At 44.3% G+C, this 14,749-nt stretch carries 14 protein-coding genes; 9 read left to right on the forward strand and 5 right to left on the reverse strand.

Annotated elements, in window-relative coordinates; all coding sequences use genetic code 11:
- Positions 1-13 precede the first annotated feature (13 nt).
- A complete protein-coding gene (gene fabF, locus FEM55_RS23605) occupies positions 14-1,267 on the reverse strand; it encodes a beta-ketoacyl-ACP synthase II (RefSeq protein ID WP_138283792.1) in 1,254 nt (417 codons plus the stop codon).
- A 42-nt stretch (positions 1,268-1,309) separates the two neighbouring features.
- The gene (locus FEM55_RS23610; RefSeq protein ID WP_138283793.1) at positions 1,310-1,546 is read right to left on the reverse strand and encodes an acyl carrier protein; all 237 of its coding nucleotides are present in this window, start codon (positions 1,544-1,546) and stop codon (positions 1,310-1,312) included.
- A 229-nt stretch (positions 1,547-1,775) separates the two neighbouring features.
- Between FEM55_RS23610 and kdsA the strand changes: the two genes are divergently transcribed.
- The 4 genes from kdsA to FEM55_RS23630 are packed head-to-tail and all read left to right on the forward strand — an operon-like array spanning position 1,776 to position 4,377.
- Positions 1,776-2,588 (forward strand): 3-deoxy-8-phosphooctulonate synthase, encoded by an 813-nt coding sequence (gene kdsA, locus FEM55_RS23615; protein WP_138283794.1) that lies wholly within the window; start codon positions 1,776-1,778, stop codon positions 2,586-2,588.
- A complete protein-coding gene (locus tag FEM55_RS23620) occupies positions 2,585-3,280 on the forward strand; it encodes a phosphatase PAP2 family protein (protein ID WP_138283795.1) in 696 nt (231 codons plus the stop codon). Before kdsA ends, FEM55_RS23620 begins: the two co-directional genes overlap by 4 nt.
- A gap of 57 nt (positions 3,281-3,337) precedes the next feature.
- Complete coding sequence (locus FEM55_RS23625) at positions 3,338-3,799, forward strand: GyrI-like domain-containing protein (RefSeq protein ID WP_138283796.1); 462 nt, start codon at positions 3,338-3,340, stop codon at positions 3,797-3,799.
- 26 nt (positions 3,800-3,825) lie between these two features.
- Complete coding sequence (locus tag FEM55_RS23630; protein ID WP_138283797.1) at positions 3,826-4,377, forward strand: DNA-3-methyladenine glycosylase I; 552 nt, start codon at positions 3,826-3,828, stop codon at positions 4,375-4,377.
- A gap of 1 nt (position 4,378) precedes the next feature.
- Here the strand turns inward: FEM55_RS23630 and FEM55_RS23635 are convergent, their stop codons facing one another.
- Both FEM55_RS23635 and FEM55_RS23640 read right to left on the reverse strand, forming a co-directional pair.
- Complete coding sequence (locus tag FEM55_RS23635; RefSeq protein WP_138283798.1) at positions 4,379-5,191, reverse strand: glycerophosphodiester phosphodiesterase family protein; 813 nt, start codon at positions 5,189-5,191, stop codon at positions 4,379-4,381.
- Positions 5,192-5,318: 127 nt separating this feature from the next.
- Positions 5,319-6,236 (reverse strand): PfkB family carbohydrate kinase, encoded by a 918-nt coding sequence (locus FEM55_RS23640; protein ID WP_138283799.1) that lies wholly within the window; start codon positions 6,234-6,236, stop codon positions 5,319-5,321.
- 195 nt (positions 6,237-6,431) lie between these two features.
- Here FEM55_RS23640 and FEM55_RS23645 point away from each other — a divergent pair, with 195 nt between their 5' ends.
- From FEM55_RS23645 to FEM55_RS23655, 3 genes are read left to right on the forward strand one after another with little or no spacing between them, the layout of a single operon-like run.
- Complete coding sequence (locus FEM55_RS23645) at positions 6,432-6,857, forward strand: DUF5618 family protein (protein WP_229209396.1); 426 nt, start codon at positions 6,432-6,434, stop codon at positions 6,855-6,857.
- Between the two features lie 18 nt (positions 6,858-6,875).
- Entirely contained in the window at positions 6,876-8,378 is a 1,503-nt protein-coding gene (gene cysS / locus FEM55_RS23650) for a cysteine--tRNA ligase (RefSeq protein ID WP_138283800.1), read from the forward strand.
- 4 nt (positions 8,379-8,382) lie between these two features.
- Complete coding sequence (locus FEM55_RS23655; RefSeq protein WP_138283801.1) at positions 8,383-9,387, forward strand: M28 family peptidase; 1,005 nt, start codon at positions 8,383-8,385, stop codon at positions 9,385-9,387.
- A 40-nt stretch (positions 9,388-9,427) separates the two neighbouring features.
- Here the strand turns inward: FEM55_RS23655 and pbpC are convergent, their stop codons facing one another.
- A complete protein-coding gene (gene pbpC, locus FEM55_RS23660; RefSeq protein WP_138283802.1) occupies positions 9,428-11,728 on the reverse strand; it encodes a penicillin-binding protein 1C in 2,301 nt (766 codons plus the stop codon).
- Between the two features lie 171 nt (positions 11,729-11,899).
- On the opposite strand from pbpC, the gene glpK reads away from it, so the two are divergent.
- Entirely contained in the window at positions 11,900-13,399 is a 1,500-nt protein-coding gene (glpK, locus tag FEM55_RS23665) for a glycerol kinase GlpK (RefSeq protein WP_138283803.1), read from the forward strand.
- A 522-nt stretch (positions 13,400-13,921) separates the two neighbouring features.
- On the forward strand, positions 13,922-14,731 hold the full coding sequence (locus FEM55_RS23670; RefSeq protein ID WP_138283804.1) for a 3'-5' exonuclease: 810 nt from the start codon (positions 13,922-13,924) through the stop codon (positions 14,729-14,731).
- The last annotated feature ends 18 nt before the right edge of the window (positions 14,732-14,749 follow it).

Consider the following 14,749-nt stretch of genomic DNA (forward strand, 5'->3'; position numbering starts at 1 on the left):
TATAAAAGTTTACTCAGTCTTCATACTTTTTGAATATGACCGATGCGTTATGACCGCCAAAACCAAAAGTATTACTTAGGGCAATATTGACCGTGCGTTTTTGTGCCTCATTGAAGGTAAGGTTCAATGCGGGGTTAATATCCGGATCATCCGTAAAATGATTGATCGTAGGAGGAATGATCTGATCTTTGATTGCCATGATGCAGGCTGCTGCTTCAATGGCTCCGGCTCCGCCCAACAAATGCCCGGTCATTGATTTCGTGGAACTGATGTTCATTTTATAGGCATGTTCTCCGAAATATTTTTCAATAGCCTTGATTTCCTGAGGATCGCCGATCGGTGTTGAAGTTCCGTGCGTATTGATATAATCAATATCTTCAGGCTTCAAACCTGCGTTTTCAACTGCATTTTTCATCACGATCTGTGCGCCGAGACCGTCGGGATGCGGCGCCGTAATATGATAAGCATCCGAAGACATGCCCACGCCGATCATTTCTGCATAGATCTTAGCCCCGCGTGCTTTTGCATGGTCAAGTTCTTCCAGAATAATGGCTGCACCGCCTTCTCCCAACACAAATCCGTCACGGTCCTTGTCATAAGGCCGGGAAGCAGTTTCAGGAGAGTCGTTTCTTTCGGATAATGCTTTCAGTGCATTGAAACCGCCGACACCGGCATTGGTTATGGCCGCTTCGGAACCGCCTGAAATACATACATTCATCATACCCAGCTTGATATAATTATATGCATCGATCAAGGCATTGGTTGCAGATGCGCAGGCAGATACGGTAATGAAATTGGGACCGCGAAAACCATAGCGAATGGAAAGGATTCCCGATGCGCTGTCCACAATCATTTTTGGAATAAAAAATGGATTGAATCTGGGTGTTTTACCATTTTCAGCAAAGTTTACAACCTCATCTTCAAAGGTTTTCAAACCGCCGATACCGGCACCCCAAATAACACCGGCTTTGTCGAGATCAAGCGTATCTTCGCCAAAGCCGGCGTCCTTCATTGCTTCATCTGCTGCAATGACGGCATACTGGGCAAACGGATCCATTTTACGTGCTTCTTGTCGAGGAATGTAATTGTTGATATCCAGACCTTTTACTTCACAGGCAAAGCGTGTACGAAACTTTTCAGCATCGAAACGCGTGATTGGTGCTGCTCCGCTTACACCTGCAACCAAATTTTTCCAAAAGGTAGAAACATCATTTCCAATGGGTGTTAATGCACCCATTCCTGTAATTACAACTCTCTTAAAACTCATAAAATAGGGACAGAAATAGAAAATGATACTGGTGAAACCGAATTACTTCACGTTTTCTTCCAGATATGCAACAGCCTGGCCAACTGTACCGATGTTCTCCGCCTGATCGTCAGGGATAGAAAGGTTGAATTCTTTTTCGAACTCCATAATTAATTCAACGGTATCTAGAGAGTCCGCTCCCAAGTCGTTCTGGAAGTTTGCTTCTGGTGTTACTTCCGACTCTTCAACGCCGAGTTTTTCGACTATAATTTGCTTAACTCTTTCTGAAATTGCTGACATTTTCTAATCACTTTTTGGTTAAAATCGCAACAAAGAAAGATATTTCAGTTCAATTTTTCAAAATTTTTTTAGTTCATATCATTTATTGTATTCAGTGCATGCAAGATTAAAAAAGCAGAAAATCAAATGTTTAAAGATTATACGTTCCAAGAAATCTGGCAATTGTAAGGAGAACTTTATGGATAAATGTACCTTCGCAAAAGTTTTTTAACCGTGAAATAAATATTGTATGATTTCCATAGCGAATATAAAAAATGCCGATTCTCCCATGTTTTTTCTGCTTGCAGGCCCCTGCGCAATCGAAGGCCGGGATATGGCATTACGCATTGCTGAACACATCGTTACAATTACCGAACGGCTAAACATACCTTACGTTTTCAAAGGTTCGTACCGGAAAGCCAATCGGACCAAAATTGATTCTTTTACCGGGATCGGGGACGAAAAAGCATTAAAAATCCTGAAAGAAGTAAGCGATACTTTCGGCATTCCCACTGTCACGGATATCCATGAATCGCATGAAGCTGCGCTTGCCGCAGAATACGTGGATGTATTGCAGATACCGGCTTTTTTATGTCGCCAAACGGAATTGCTTGCTGCGGCCGCCAGAACGGGAAAAGCTGTTAATGTCAAAAAAGGGCAGTTTCTTTCCGGCGCTTCCATGAAATTCGCTGTTGAGAAAATCAATGAAATCAATCCGGATTGCCAAGTTATCCTTACAGACCGGGGAAACAGCTTCGGATACGGAGATCTGATTGTGGATTATCGCAACTTACCGGAAATGAGCAGCTTTGGCGTTCCTGTCGTTATGGATTGCACGCATTCCCTGCAGCAGCCTAACCAGAGTTCCGGCGTGACCGGCGGAAAACCGAAACTGATCGAGACCATTGCAAAAGCGGCCATTGCCGTAGGCGCCGACGGCCTGTTTATAGAAACCCATTTCAATCCTTCCGAAGCGAAATCAGACGGAGCGAATATGCTTCCTCTAGACCAGCTTGAAGGACTTTTGGAAAGACTCGTGCGTGTCCGTGAAGCAATCCTATGATTTTACGTATTATTAAAACACAAATATTCTGTGTTGTTTTCTGCTGCCATTTTATCGTTCCGCAGGCCAGCGCCCAAAAGGATTCAACACTTTGGGTTGTCAGGCCAGCAGACGTAATCCCGCCGGTTTCGCTTGCGCTTGCCGGATTGGTGACGCAGGGAAAAATCAGCCGTCATTTACAGGAAAAAATGGTTTCAAAATATCCTTCTTTTCACTCCAGTCTGGATGATTACCTCTTGTATGCGCCAGCGGCAGTAAGCCTCGGACTTGCTTCTGCAGGAGTTAAAGGAAAACATTCGTTGGGCGATCAGGTTATTCTGGCCATTTTATCCAATGTTATTTCTCAAGGCGTAACCCAAAGCCTGAAACTGATCGTCCGTTATCCGCGTCCGGATCGTACAGATTATTATTCCTTTCCTTCCGGGCATACCACGTCGGCTTTTACCAATGCTACGATTCTGCATGAAGAATACGGAGAACGAAGCGTTTTGTACAGCATTGGCGGTTACGGCACGGCCACCGCAGTCGGGTCCATGCGGATTCTAAATAACAGGCACTGGCTTGCGGATGTTTTAATGGGCGCCGGCATAGGCATCGGTGCAACAAAGGCGCTTTACATCAGTTATCCTTGGCTTCAGAAAACAGTACGGAAAATAAAACATAAAAAACCTGCGGAGTTAAAAAGCAACTGACAAAGGGTTGTCACTGGCGATGGTTTCATTTGCATAAAACAATTTAATTTCGTTCCAATGCAGACAAAAACCATTCAGCCGATTCACGTTTTATTTTTTGAAACGGAAACTTCTTTCAACAACATTATGCAATATGTGCGCGTGGTTGCACACCGTTTATATCAAGAAGCCTATCGTAAAAAACTGGAGGTAACCGGTCCCATTTACTGGATTTACAAGGGTGCGGACGGAAATCCGGAAACCGAATTCAATCTTTCCATAGCATTGCCGGTGTCGTATTCGGAAGCCGAACTTGCCGATTCGGAATTTAAACTGAAATACCTAAATCCGTTTGAATGCGTTGCAGGACATCTGTATGGAAGCTGGCAAGGGCTTGGCAGAATATATGGCGAACTGGCGAACGAACTGGCAACACAAAAGCGGATCATATCCGGTGAAAACCGTGAAATTTACCTGAATATGGACTTTGATAATCCTGAAAATAACATTACCGAAGTTCAGATTGGAATTGCGAGATAACTTTATCAACATCAAATCTTCCGTGTATGTCTTACTGTAACTACGTCAATAACACCGTTTCAGAGCAACCCGATTATCTTCTCAATAAATATTATCATGATCATCAGTACGGATTTCCTATTGATGATGACAATGAATTGTTTGGCCGTTTGATCCTGGAAATAAATCAGGCCGGGCTTAGCTGGACGCTTATGCTGCGAAAACAGGAAAGTTTTCGTACGGCTTACAGCAACTATTCAATTGAAAAAATTGCTGCTTACGATGAAGAAGACCGGGAAAGATTAATGCAGAATCCGGGCGTAGTACGAAACCGGCTTAAAATAAATGCCGCTATTGTCAATGCACAGAAAATACTGGAACTGAAATCGGAATTCGGATCTTTCAAAAACTGGCTGGACGCGCATCATACTTTGACCAAAGCGGAATGGATCAGGCTTTTTAAGAAAACGTTCAAATTTACAGGCGGTGAAATCGTCAGCGAGTTTTTGATGAGCACGGGTTATCTCGAAGGCGCACATAGTCCCGAATGCCCGATTTATGAGAAAGTCCGGAATTATTCCTGCACTGCAAGATCGTAAACTAGTTATAACCGTTTTCTTTTAGAAATTTAACCAGCTCAGCAGGTTTGTCCGTTTGCAAGCCCTGAACACCTTTTTGTAATGCGTCTTTCCAGGAAGCCGGTCCTTCATCAGGACGCTGCACATCCATCCAGACTGAAATATCCTGCGCATTTGCCGCTTTTATCATTTCGGGATTGGAAACATTGTCCAGAACTTTCAATTCTGTTTTTTTCAAAAAGCCATTCAGTCCTTCTACATCCGTTACTTCTTTGGGCATGCTGGAAATCAAAGGGATATGCGGAGCCGTACTTTTCCAGTGTTTGTGCTGATTTACATCATTCACATAAACAACGACCTGATGTTCCATTCCTGCTGCCTGAATCTGCTTCCACGTTGCGGCGGCATCGGCCTCTTTGAAGTCGAGGTAAATGTTTATTTTGTCCTTGCAAAGCGCCAGAATTTCCCTGAATTCCGGAATATGGTGCGTTCTTCTGTTCTGATTAAATACCTGAAGCTTTTTTATTTCAGCAAGCGTCATGGCACTTACTTTTCCGGTTCCGTTAGTCGTGCGGTCCACGGTTGCATCATGGATTACAATCAAATGTCCGTCCTTTGTCGTTCTAAGGTCCACTTCCACATAATCTGCTCCGCCGGCAATTGCTTCCTTGCAGGCTGCAATCGTATTTTCGGGAACCTTTACATGATTTCCTCTGTGGGCAATGACAACAATTTTGTTTTTACTTTGGGGCGAAGCATTCGGATGCTGTGATTTTGCAGAAAAGGCAATAAAAAGCAGGATAAAAAAACCTGTAACGTTTCTTGATAACATCATCAAATGGAATATTTAGCAGGGTTAATGTGTATTTCAAACATGCATTGATAACAGCATCAAAAAAGTCTATAAGCAAGAAGATTTTAATTCTGACTTATAGACCTCATCATTTTAGCAACTGAAAAATCTATTGTATTTCAAAACTGGATAAATTTACAAAATCCTGAACACGCGCATCAATTTCCTGCTGCGTAAGATTTACAATTCGTTCTGTACCGAATTTCTCAACGCAGAAAGAAGCCATGGCCGAGCCGTAAATAATGGCACGTTTCATATTTTCAAAGGAAATATCGTTTGTGCTCGCCAGATATCCGATAAATCCGCCTGCAAACGTGTCGCCTGCGCCGGTCGGGTCAAAAACCTCTTCCAACGGAAGCGCCGGTGCAAAAAAGATGCGGTCTTCCTGAAACAGCAATGCACCGTGTTCTCCTTTTTTTATGATCAGCGTTTTCGGACCCATCGCCATGATTTTTTTTGCAGCCTTGCGCAGGGAATATTCACCCGAAAGCTGGCGCGCCTCTTCATCATTGATCGTGATCAGATCCACCAGTTTCAGAACTGCTTTCAAGTCGTCCAGCGCGATGTTCATCCAAAGGTTCATGGTATCCAGCATAATCAGTTTCGGACGCTTGGCCATGCGCTCAATTACCAGTTTTTGCGTAGCCGGCACCGTGTTCCCAAGCATCAGAAATTCTGTTCCCTGATAAGAATCCGGAATAATCGGGTCAAAATGTTCCATGACGTTCAGCTGCGTTTCCAGCGTATCGCGGGTGTTCATATCTTCATGATATTTTCCTGACCAGAAAAATGTTTTTCCATCCTGAACAATTTCCAGACCTTCCGTATTAACGCCGTGATCCTGAAGAAGCGAAATCATTTCATTAGGGAAATCCCCGCCGACTACGGCAACCAGATTGTTCTCTTTTGTAAAGTAAGATGCAGCAAGTGTGATGTAAGTGGCAGCACCACCAATAATTTTATCTGTTTTTCCAAATGGTGTTTCAAGTGCATCAAATGCTACAGATCCTACGGTTAATAAACTCATAAATTAGTACTGTATTGATTTTAAGTTAGTTTCAGGTTTGAATATTATTCTGTAATTGCTGCGAAGATAATCAAAACGCCCGAATAGCCTTCCTGTCGCATGCTTTATGAATGAACAGGTACGGATCAATCATTGGTTATTTGCTATTTTTGTAGGAATCGGATAGCAGGTTACGGTCTGGCATTCGGATAAGTTATGCTATATCACGCTTATTTACACATACTGATGGAAGCCATTACAGAAGCAAGAAGGCACATTGACAATGCAAAAGGATTTCTCAAAAACAACGCAAGAAAACAGGACGGGTTGTTTCAGGATTCAAAATACGTCAAAATTGCAGGGCACACGGCTTATACCGGTATTTTGCTTGCGTTGAACGAGTTGTTAGGAGATAAAAAGAAGAAAACCCGTAAAAGTGCAGAATGGTACCAGAAGGAACTGAGTAGCCTGGATAAAAAAGTAACCGCAAATTTTGCCACTGCTTATGAAGTTTTACACTTGGCAATGGGTTACGATGGAACCAAAAGTGTTAAAATTGCCAATGTCGGACTGGAAGAAGCAGAAAAAATAATAGATTGGGTGGAAACCCGCCTGACGAAGAAAGAAATGAAGAATCCGTAATCAAAGAAAGTAAACTAAATGACCACACAATCTTTCCAGCCTCTTAAAATATTCAATACACTAACCCGTAAAAAGGATGTATTTGTCCCGATCGCACCTCCTTACGTCGGAATGTATGTCTGCGGGCCAACGGTTTACAACAATGTCCATCTCGGAAATATCCGTACGTTCCTGTCTTTTGACATTCTGTACCGTTATCTGACGCACATCGGCTACAAAGTACGCTATGTAAGGAACATTACCGATGTAGGCCATTTGGTAGGCGACGGTGAGGAAGGCGAGGACAAGATCGGGAAAATGGCCAAGCTGCAAAAACTGGAACCGATGGAAATTGTGCAGCGGTATACCAATGATTTTCATGACGTTTCTGCGATTTTCAACCTGCTTCCGCCCAGCATAGAACCAACCGCAACGGGCCATCTGATCGAACAGATTGAAGCGGTAAAGTCGCTTATAAGGAAAGGGGCTGCTTACGAATCAAACGGTTCGGTTTATTTTGACATCAATAAATATCAGGCGGGCGGCAATGAATACGGCAAGCTTTCAGGCCGGGTAATTGAGGATCTTCTGAATGAAACCCGCGAACTGGACGGACAGGCAGAAAAGCGCAATCCGCTCGACTTTGCACTCTGGAAAAAAGCCAGTCCCGAACACATCATGCAATGGGATTCGCCGTGGAGCATGGGCTTTCCGGGATGGCACCTGGAATGTACATGCATGAGTGCCAAATATCTTGGAAAACAGTTTGACATTCACGGCGGCGGAATGGACCTGAAATTTCCGCATCATGAATGTGAAATCGCACAGGGAAAATCGCTGACCAATGAAGAACCCGTACGTTACTGGATGCATACCAACATGCTGACGGTAAACGGACAGAAAATGTCCAAGTCGCTCAACAACTCTTTTCTTCCGGCTGAACTGTTTTCAGGAAACCATGCCTTGCTGGATCAGGCATACAGCCCGATGACGGTGCGCTTCTTCATGCTGCAAAGCCAGTACCGCAGTACGCTCGATTTTTCCAACGACGCGCTCAAAGCTGCGCATAAAGGGTATAAAAAACTGGCAAACGGATTGCGCATTGCAAAGCTGCTTGCGTATGTTCAGGAAGACGATGTAGCAAAGGATGAGGCAAAAATTGCTGACATTGAAAAGGCAATCGAAGGCTTTTATGCAGCCATGAACGACGATTTGAATACAGCCGTCGCATTTGCCAATTTGTTCAATTTGCTCAAATACATCAATATGATCAATATGGGCCAGCTGAAAACGGCGGCTCTGGGCGAAGAAACGGTAAAGAAGCTGAAAGATAATTTCATTGTTTTCTTTGAAGATGTACTTGGCCTGAAAGAAGAATTAAGCGAAGGCTACGCCATTCTCGACGGCATGCTGAAACTGTACAGCGAATATAAACTGTCGCGCAACTACGAAAAAGTAGATGAAATCCGTTCTTATTTTAAAAACCAGGGGCTTGTAATCCGTGATACCAAAGTGCGGATCGACTGGGCCTACGAAGAATAATTCCATGAAAAAAAGATTTTATCTCCTGCTTCTTGCTGTATTCAGCATTTATGGCTGCAAAACCAAGGAAAGTTCAGAGCAAACCAATGAACAAGCGCCGGCACTTGTAAAAAGCCCTGATTTCAATGCGGATTCTGCTTACAGTTTTGTTCAGAAACAGGTTGATTTCGGGCCGCGAGTTCCGAATACAAACCCGCATGTTGCCTGCGGCGATTATCTGGCTGCTACTTTGAAAAAGTATGGAATGCAGGTTACGGAACAAAAGTTTATTGCCAAAACATACGATGGCAAACAACTGAATGCCAGGAACATTATCGGAAGTTACAATCCGAAAGCTGCCAAACGCATTTTGCTGACTTCACACTGGGATTCGCGGCCTTTTGCAGATCAGGATTCGACGGAAAAGACCAAACCGGTTCCGGCAGCCAATGACGGTGCAAGCGGCGTCGGGATTTTACTGGAAATAGCGCGTACACTTTCTTTACAGACAGCAAAACCGGAGATCGGTGTGGATATTATCTTTTTTGATGCCGAAGACTGGGGAAATTCAGAAGAAGCCGGAGAAATGGAATACAGCGGATTTTGCCTCGGCTCGCAACATTGGGCGGCCAACAAGCATTTACCCGATTATACAGCTTATTTCGGCGTTTTGCTGGATATGACCGGTGCAAAGGGAGCAACTTTCTTTAAAGAAGGCTATTCGGTGCAAATGGCAGAAGGCGTTGTCCGGGAAGTCTGGAATACGGCCAGCAAGCTGGGTTACAACAATTATTTTATTGACGAAACCGGTTCAGCCATTACAGATGATCATTTGCCGGTGAACAAAGTAGCGCATATTCCGATGATCGATATCATTCATACAAGGCATAACAATCTTTCCAAAACGTTCTTTGACCAATGGCATACTGCGCAGGATACCATGGAAAACATTGATCCGAAGACCTTGAAAGCAGTCGGGCAAACGCTTGTTCAGGTGATTTACCAGGAAGCGGAAGGCGCAGCTTTGTAAGTATTTTGAGTTTCTGATCAAAAGACCTGTTTATTGATATTTACATGCGTTTCACGACAATCCAGATGTCCGAATTGCGGCCTTTGTCGTCACTGCATGAAATTTTTACTCTTCCCAAAGGCGGGTTGATAAATATGCCTTCGTGCGGCGCAGCTCTTTTGCTTAGTTTGTCATTGACATACCAGAAAACTTCCTGCACGTCATTGGCCGTATGGCAGGCGAGCTGAAGCTGCTGCGGTTCTTCTTTGCGGATGTAATATTCACTGCCTTCATTCGGACTTACGATCAGCGGCGCGCCTTCATGGAAAACCCGCTCGCACGCCGGGTTATGCGGAGGGATTTTCGGATACGGGATTTTCTGCATTTCGTTAAAGGCAATGAGTTCCGGCGCCAGATTCGCGTACGTTCGCTTTTCAAAATTCTTTTCGGGAAGACAATACGTACAATAGGAAATTTTTCCGGCCGGATCCGTAAAAACCCAGCGCAGATGCTGGCACTTTTTATACCCTGTAACGCCTGTAATATGATAATCCAGAATCTGGTTGGTGCAAAACTCCGACGGCACATTTCCGCTGACGGCACATACTTTTCTTAAAGAAACATTGGCTGTGGGTTTATACCAGCCCTTCGGCGAATTGTAATCCAGCGAATTGAAAATCGAAAACAGCAAAGGCGTTGCTGTATTGGCACCGCTAAGCTCCGGAACGCCTTCGCCTGAAAAGTTCCCGACCCAGATCCCGACCGTATACCGCCGGTTGTAACCAATGCTCCACGCATCCCGTTTGCCGTAAGAAGTACCCGTTTTCCATGCGATTTTTGGTAAATGATACGTATTGTCAAAATTGGTGGGAAGATCCGGACGCGTTATTTGCGTTAGAATTCCGGTGATCAGAAAGGATGCATCCGCTGAAATCAAAGTAGCGCCTTTTTTATCAGAAGGACTTTGTGAAGTATACCGCAGGTTTTTAAGTTTTCCTTCATTGGCAAATGCTGCAAAAAGCCTCGTCATTTCTTCCAGTGTTACGCCGCATCCGCCCAGAATCATCGACAAGCCCAAATCTTTTGCCTGTTTGTCCACCGTTTTAAACCCCACTTTCCGGAGTTTTTCGATTAACGACGAAGTCTGGATTTCCTTTAAAACCTTCACAGCAGGAATATTAAGTGAATTGGCAAGTGCAAATTCTGTCGTTACCGGACCGTTGAAGTGCAGATCAAAATTCTCGGGTTCATACCCGCTGAAATTTTCCGGAACATCGTTCAGGACCGTTTTCGGCGTAATAATTCCTTTGTCGAATGCCGTTGCATACAGCAAAGGTTTCAACGTACTTCCCGGCGAACGAACAGCACGTACGCCATCCACCTGGCCGCCGTCGTAAGGATTATTGAAGTCCGCAGAACCTACGTAAGCCTCCACCTGCATGGTTTCATTGTTCACAACCAGAACCGCGGCATTATGAATATTCATCACTTTCCGGCGGTTAATGAAATTCTTCACCTGTTCTTCAACCTGGTTTTGTAACTGGATTTTCAATGTGCTCTGAATCACCGGCTGATTACTGAATTCATGCTTAAGCCTTATCGCCAGATGCGGTGCCTGCTTTGGCGCATGCAGCCGCTTTACAAGCAGCGGCTCGTTCAGCGCATCGCGAATTATATTCATGTCAAATATTTTATCCTCTTCAAAGCGTTTCAGCCATTCGTTCCGTGCGGTTTTAAGGGCTTCATTTCTCGTTCCCGGCCTGAGGCTGGACGGACGGTTAGGCACAATGGTCAGTGCGGTTATTTCTGCGAGACTGAGCAATTGCGGCGGCTTACCAAAATACAACAGCGATGCCGCCTTGATTCCTTCTATATTGCCGCCGTATGGAACGAGATTAAGATAGAACTGCAGGATTTCTGCTTTGGAATAATGCATTTCAAGCTGCACGGCCCTGAAAACTTCAAGTGCTTTATTAAAATAAGTACGAGGACGCGGTTTCAGAAGACGCACCACCTGCATCGTAATCGTGGAAGCGCCGGAAGTTCTGCGGCCTGAAAAAATATTCCGGGCAGCAGCTCTGACGACGGCCATCGGATTTACACCCGGATGATAATAAAAGTACTGATCTTCTTTATAAATGAGCGTTTTACGAAGCAGCGGCGTAATTTCAGAAATGTCCGCATACAACCGCCATTTATCGTCATCACTCAGAAATGCATGGACGATATTGCCTTTATTATCCGTAACCTGCGTGGCATAACGGATTTCAGGCCGGAAAGGAAAAATGAGATCGGCGATAAAAAAAAGAACGATTGCCGCCAGAATAAACAGTATTCCTTTTCTGATTTTAATATTCTTCATTTCGTAGTGGTGTGTCAGCCTGTTTTTGGCAGTTATAAATATAAGATGTGTGTATGAAGTTCAGTAACATCGCTTGCAATATTATTCAGCTGTTTTTGTCAGGATCAGGTAATTTTTACTTATTACACGCTTTATTACAAATAAAACCAATCAAAATCCAGATTTTCGATTATGTCCAAATACATTGCTGCAATTGATCAGGGGACAACGAGTACCCGTTGTATATTGTTTAATCATCAGGGGAAAATTGTTTCGGTCGGGCAAAAAGAGCATGAACAGATTTACCCGCATCCCGGCTGGGTGGAGCATAATCCAACCGAAATATGGAAAAACACGCTGGAAGTTATTGCTGTTGCCCGGATCAACGTGTCTGCGACGGCATCGGACATTGCGGCCATTGGCATCACAAACCAGAGGGAAACAACCGTAGTCTGGAACCGGCGAACGGGAAAACCTTATTATAACGCACTCGTCTGGCAGGATACCCGGACAACGGACCTCGTTGCCAGATTTGAAAAAGAAGGCGGTTTGAACCAGTTCCGGGATATTACAGGATTGCCGGTTTCCACTTATTTCAGCGGCCTTAAACTGAAATGGCTGCTCGAAAATGTAGATGGCATCCGTGAAGATGCAGAAAAAGGAGAAGCAATTTTCGGAAATATGGATACTTTCCTGATCTGGCATCTCACCGGCGGCGTACAGGGCGGCATTCATGTAACGGATGTTACCAACGCAAGCCGCACGCAACTCATGAACCTTCATACCTTGCAATGGGACCGGAAAATGCTGTCAGTTTACAACATTCCTGAAAACATGCTGCCTGAAATCAAGAGCAGCAGTGAAGTTTACGGAAATGTTACCAATGAAATCCTGCCGGGCGTACCCGTCGCCGGCGATCTGGGCGATCAGCATGCCGCGCTGGTCGGGCAAACCTGCTTTCATCCCGGAATGGCCAAAAATACATACGGAACAGGTTGCTTTCTGGTGATGAACACAGGAAACGAACTGAAAACTTCGGAAAACGGGCTGCTTACAACGATCGCTTATAAATTTGGAAATGAGCCTGTGCAATATGCGCTGGAAGGAAGTGTGGCCATCACCGGCGCGTTGGTGCAATGGGTACGTGACAATCTCGGCATTATAAAACAAAGCAGTGAAATTGAACAGCTTGCCCAGACTGTCAATGACAACGGGGGCGCTTACTTTGTTCCTGCTTTTTCCGGATTATATGCGCCATACTGGCGCAATGATGCAAGAGGCGTTATTGCCGGTCTTACGCGTTATGTGAACAAAGGACATATTGCCCGTGCCGTACTGGAAGCCACTGCATATCAAACGCTTGATGTTGTAAAGGCCATGGAACAGGATTCGGGTATAAAACTGGCTTCGCTGCGCGTGGACGGCGGGATGGTTTCCAATCAGCTGCTGATGCAGTTTCAATCCGACATTCTGAACACACAGGTGGTATCTCCGGCTGTTGCCGAAACGACTGCGTTGGGTGCCGCATACGCTGCCGGTCTGGCCGTAGGTTACTGGCAAAATACCGAAGAACTTACCAGAAACTGGACCATAGCGCATACCTGGAACCCGGATATGGACGAAGAATCAAGAAACAGGTTTTATGGTGGCTGGCAAAAGGCTGTTACAAAGTCATACGACTGGATGGAGTAAGGCAAGCAGGGATGTATTGTTACAAGCAGGCTTGTTAGTTAAAGTATTGTCATTTTTTGTCATGGATTGTCACTCATAGTCATTTTTTTCAGGGATTGTATTTGTTGGGATTTGTTGTGAGAGGATGATTGGTTATGAAAGTCATTTATAGACATATATTGTCATTATAGTTTGAAGGTTTCTTGAAAAATTAACTGACAACAAAAATCTATAAAACCCTTTCTATCCATCCCAAACCAAACATGACCATATATGACAAAAAATGACAACTCTTGACTAAAAATAACCATATAACTAGACATAACCACACATGACAAAAAATGACAACTTCTGACCAAACATGACTATGCCTGACAAAAAATGACAACTTCTGACCAAACATGACGATTCGTTACTACTCGTGACAATCCCCTCCCCCGTAGTGTTTTAATCTTTTTATAATCAGTATAAACTAACCTCTTTCTTGCGCTATCTTATGTTTAAACGTAACTTCACGGCTCGAAAATCAAATCTGAGTGCCTTATGCATACCCTCCGTCTGAAAAAGCCGCTTGCTTTTTTTGATCTTGAAACAACCGGAGTCAATATTGTCCGTGACCGCATTGTAGAAATATCAGTAGTAAAGGCGCTGCCAAACGGTGAAACAGAAATACGTACGCGCAGAGTTAATCCCGAAATGCCCATTCCGCTGGAAAGCAGTTTGATTCACGGCATTTATGACGAGGATATTAAAGATGCACCGACTTTCAAAGGAATTGCCAAAACCCTAGCCGCATTTCTGGAAGGATGTGATCTGGCGGGATTCAACAGCAATCGGTTTGATATTCCCATGCTGGTGGAAGAATTTCTGCGCGCCGGCGTTGAATTTGACCTGAAAAACAGGAAAACGGTGGATGCACAGCGCATTTATCATTTGATGGAGCCTCGCAACCTTTCTGCTGCATACCAGTTTTATTGCGGCAAAACGCTCACAAACGCACACAGCGCAGAGGCCGATACCATTGCTACATTCGAAGTTCTTCAGGGACAGATTGCGCGCTACGAAGGTGTCAAGATTACGGATGTGCATGGCAATGAAACGGAGCCCATTAAAAATGATGTGGCCGTTTTACATGATCTTACGGCTTCCAGACTAATTGATTTTGCGGGCAGAATGGCTTACAATGACAAAGGAGAAGAAATCTTTAACTTTGGTAAACATAACGGCAAACGCGTAGCAGATATACTGAAAAACGAGCCGTCCTTCTTCGATTGGATGATGAAAGGGGAATTTCCGCTTGATACCAAAAGAAAACTGACCGAAATTAAACTGAGAGCATTGACCCAGCGCTGACATAATCATCCGCCCGCA

The sequence above is a fragment of the Dyadobacter sediminis genome (assembly GCF_005860765.1).
GTDB classification, from domain to species: Bacteria; Bacteroidota; Bacteroidia; order Cytophagales; family Spirosomataceae; genus Dyadobacter; species Dyadobacter sediminis.

What these genes read in the sequence shown, in the direction of transcription:
- fabF (WP_138283792.1), bottom strand. Translation starts at nt 1,267, where the DNA reads ATGAGTTTTAAGAGAGTTGTAATTACAGGAATGGGTGCATTAACACCC.
- FEM55_RS23610 (WP_138283793.1), bottom strand. Translation starts at nt 1,546, where the DNA reads ATGTCAGCAATTTCAGAAAGAGTTAAGCAAATTATAGTCGAAAAACTC.
- kdsA (WP_138283794.1), top strand. Translation starts at nt 1,776, where the DNA reads ATGATTTCCATAGCGAATATAAAAAATGCCGATTCTCCCATGTTTTTT.
- FEM55_RS23620 (WP_138283795.1), top strand. Translation starts at nt 2,585, where the DNA reads ATGATTTTACGTATTATTAAAACACAAATATTCTGTGTTGTTTTCTGC.
- FEM55_RS23625 (WP_138283796.1), top strand. Translation starts at nt 3,338, where the DNA reads ATGCAGACAAAAACCATTCAGCCGATTCACGTTTTATTTTTTGAAACG.
- FEM55_RS23630 (WP_138283797.1), top strand. Translation starts at nt 3,826, where the DNA reads ATGTCTTACTGTAACTACGTCAATAACACCGTTTCAGAGCAACCCGAT.
- FEM55_RS23635 (WP_138283798.1), bottom strand. Translation starts at nt 5,191, where the DNA reads ATGATGTTATCAAGAAACGTTACAGGTTTTTTTATCCTGCTTTTTATT.
- FEM55_RS23640 (WP_138283799.1), bottom strand. Translation starts at nt 6,236, where the DNA reads ATGAGTTTATTAACCGTAGGATCTGTAGCATTTGATGCACTTGAAACA.
- FEM55_RS23645 (WP_229209396.1), top strand. Translation starts at nt 6,432, where the DNA reads ATGCTATATCACGCTTATTTACACATACTGATGGAAGCCATTACAGAA.
- cysS (WP_138283800.1), top strand. Translation starts at nt 6,876, where the DNA reads ATGACCACACAATCTTTCCAGCCTCTTAAAATATTCAATACACTAACC.
- FEM55_RS23655 (WP_138283801.1), top strand. Translation starts at nt 8,383, where the DNA reads ATGAAAAAAAGATTTTATCTCCTGCTTCTTGCTGTATTCAGCATTTAT.
- pbpC (WP_138283802.1), bottom strand. Translation starts at nt 11,728, where the DNA reads ATGAAGAATATTAAAATCAGAAAAGGAATACTGTTTATTCTGGCGGCA.
- glpK (WP_138283803.1), top strand. Translation starts at nt 11,900, where the DNA reads ATGTCCAAATACATTGCTGCAATTGATCAGGGGACAACGAGTACCCGT.
- FEM55_RS23670 (WP_138283804.1), top strand. Translation starts at nt 13,922, where the DNA reads ATGCATACCCTCCGTCTGAAAAAGCCGCTTGCTTTTTTTGATCTTGAA.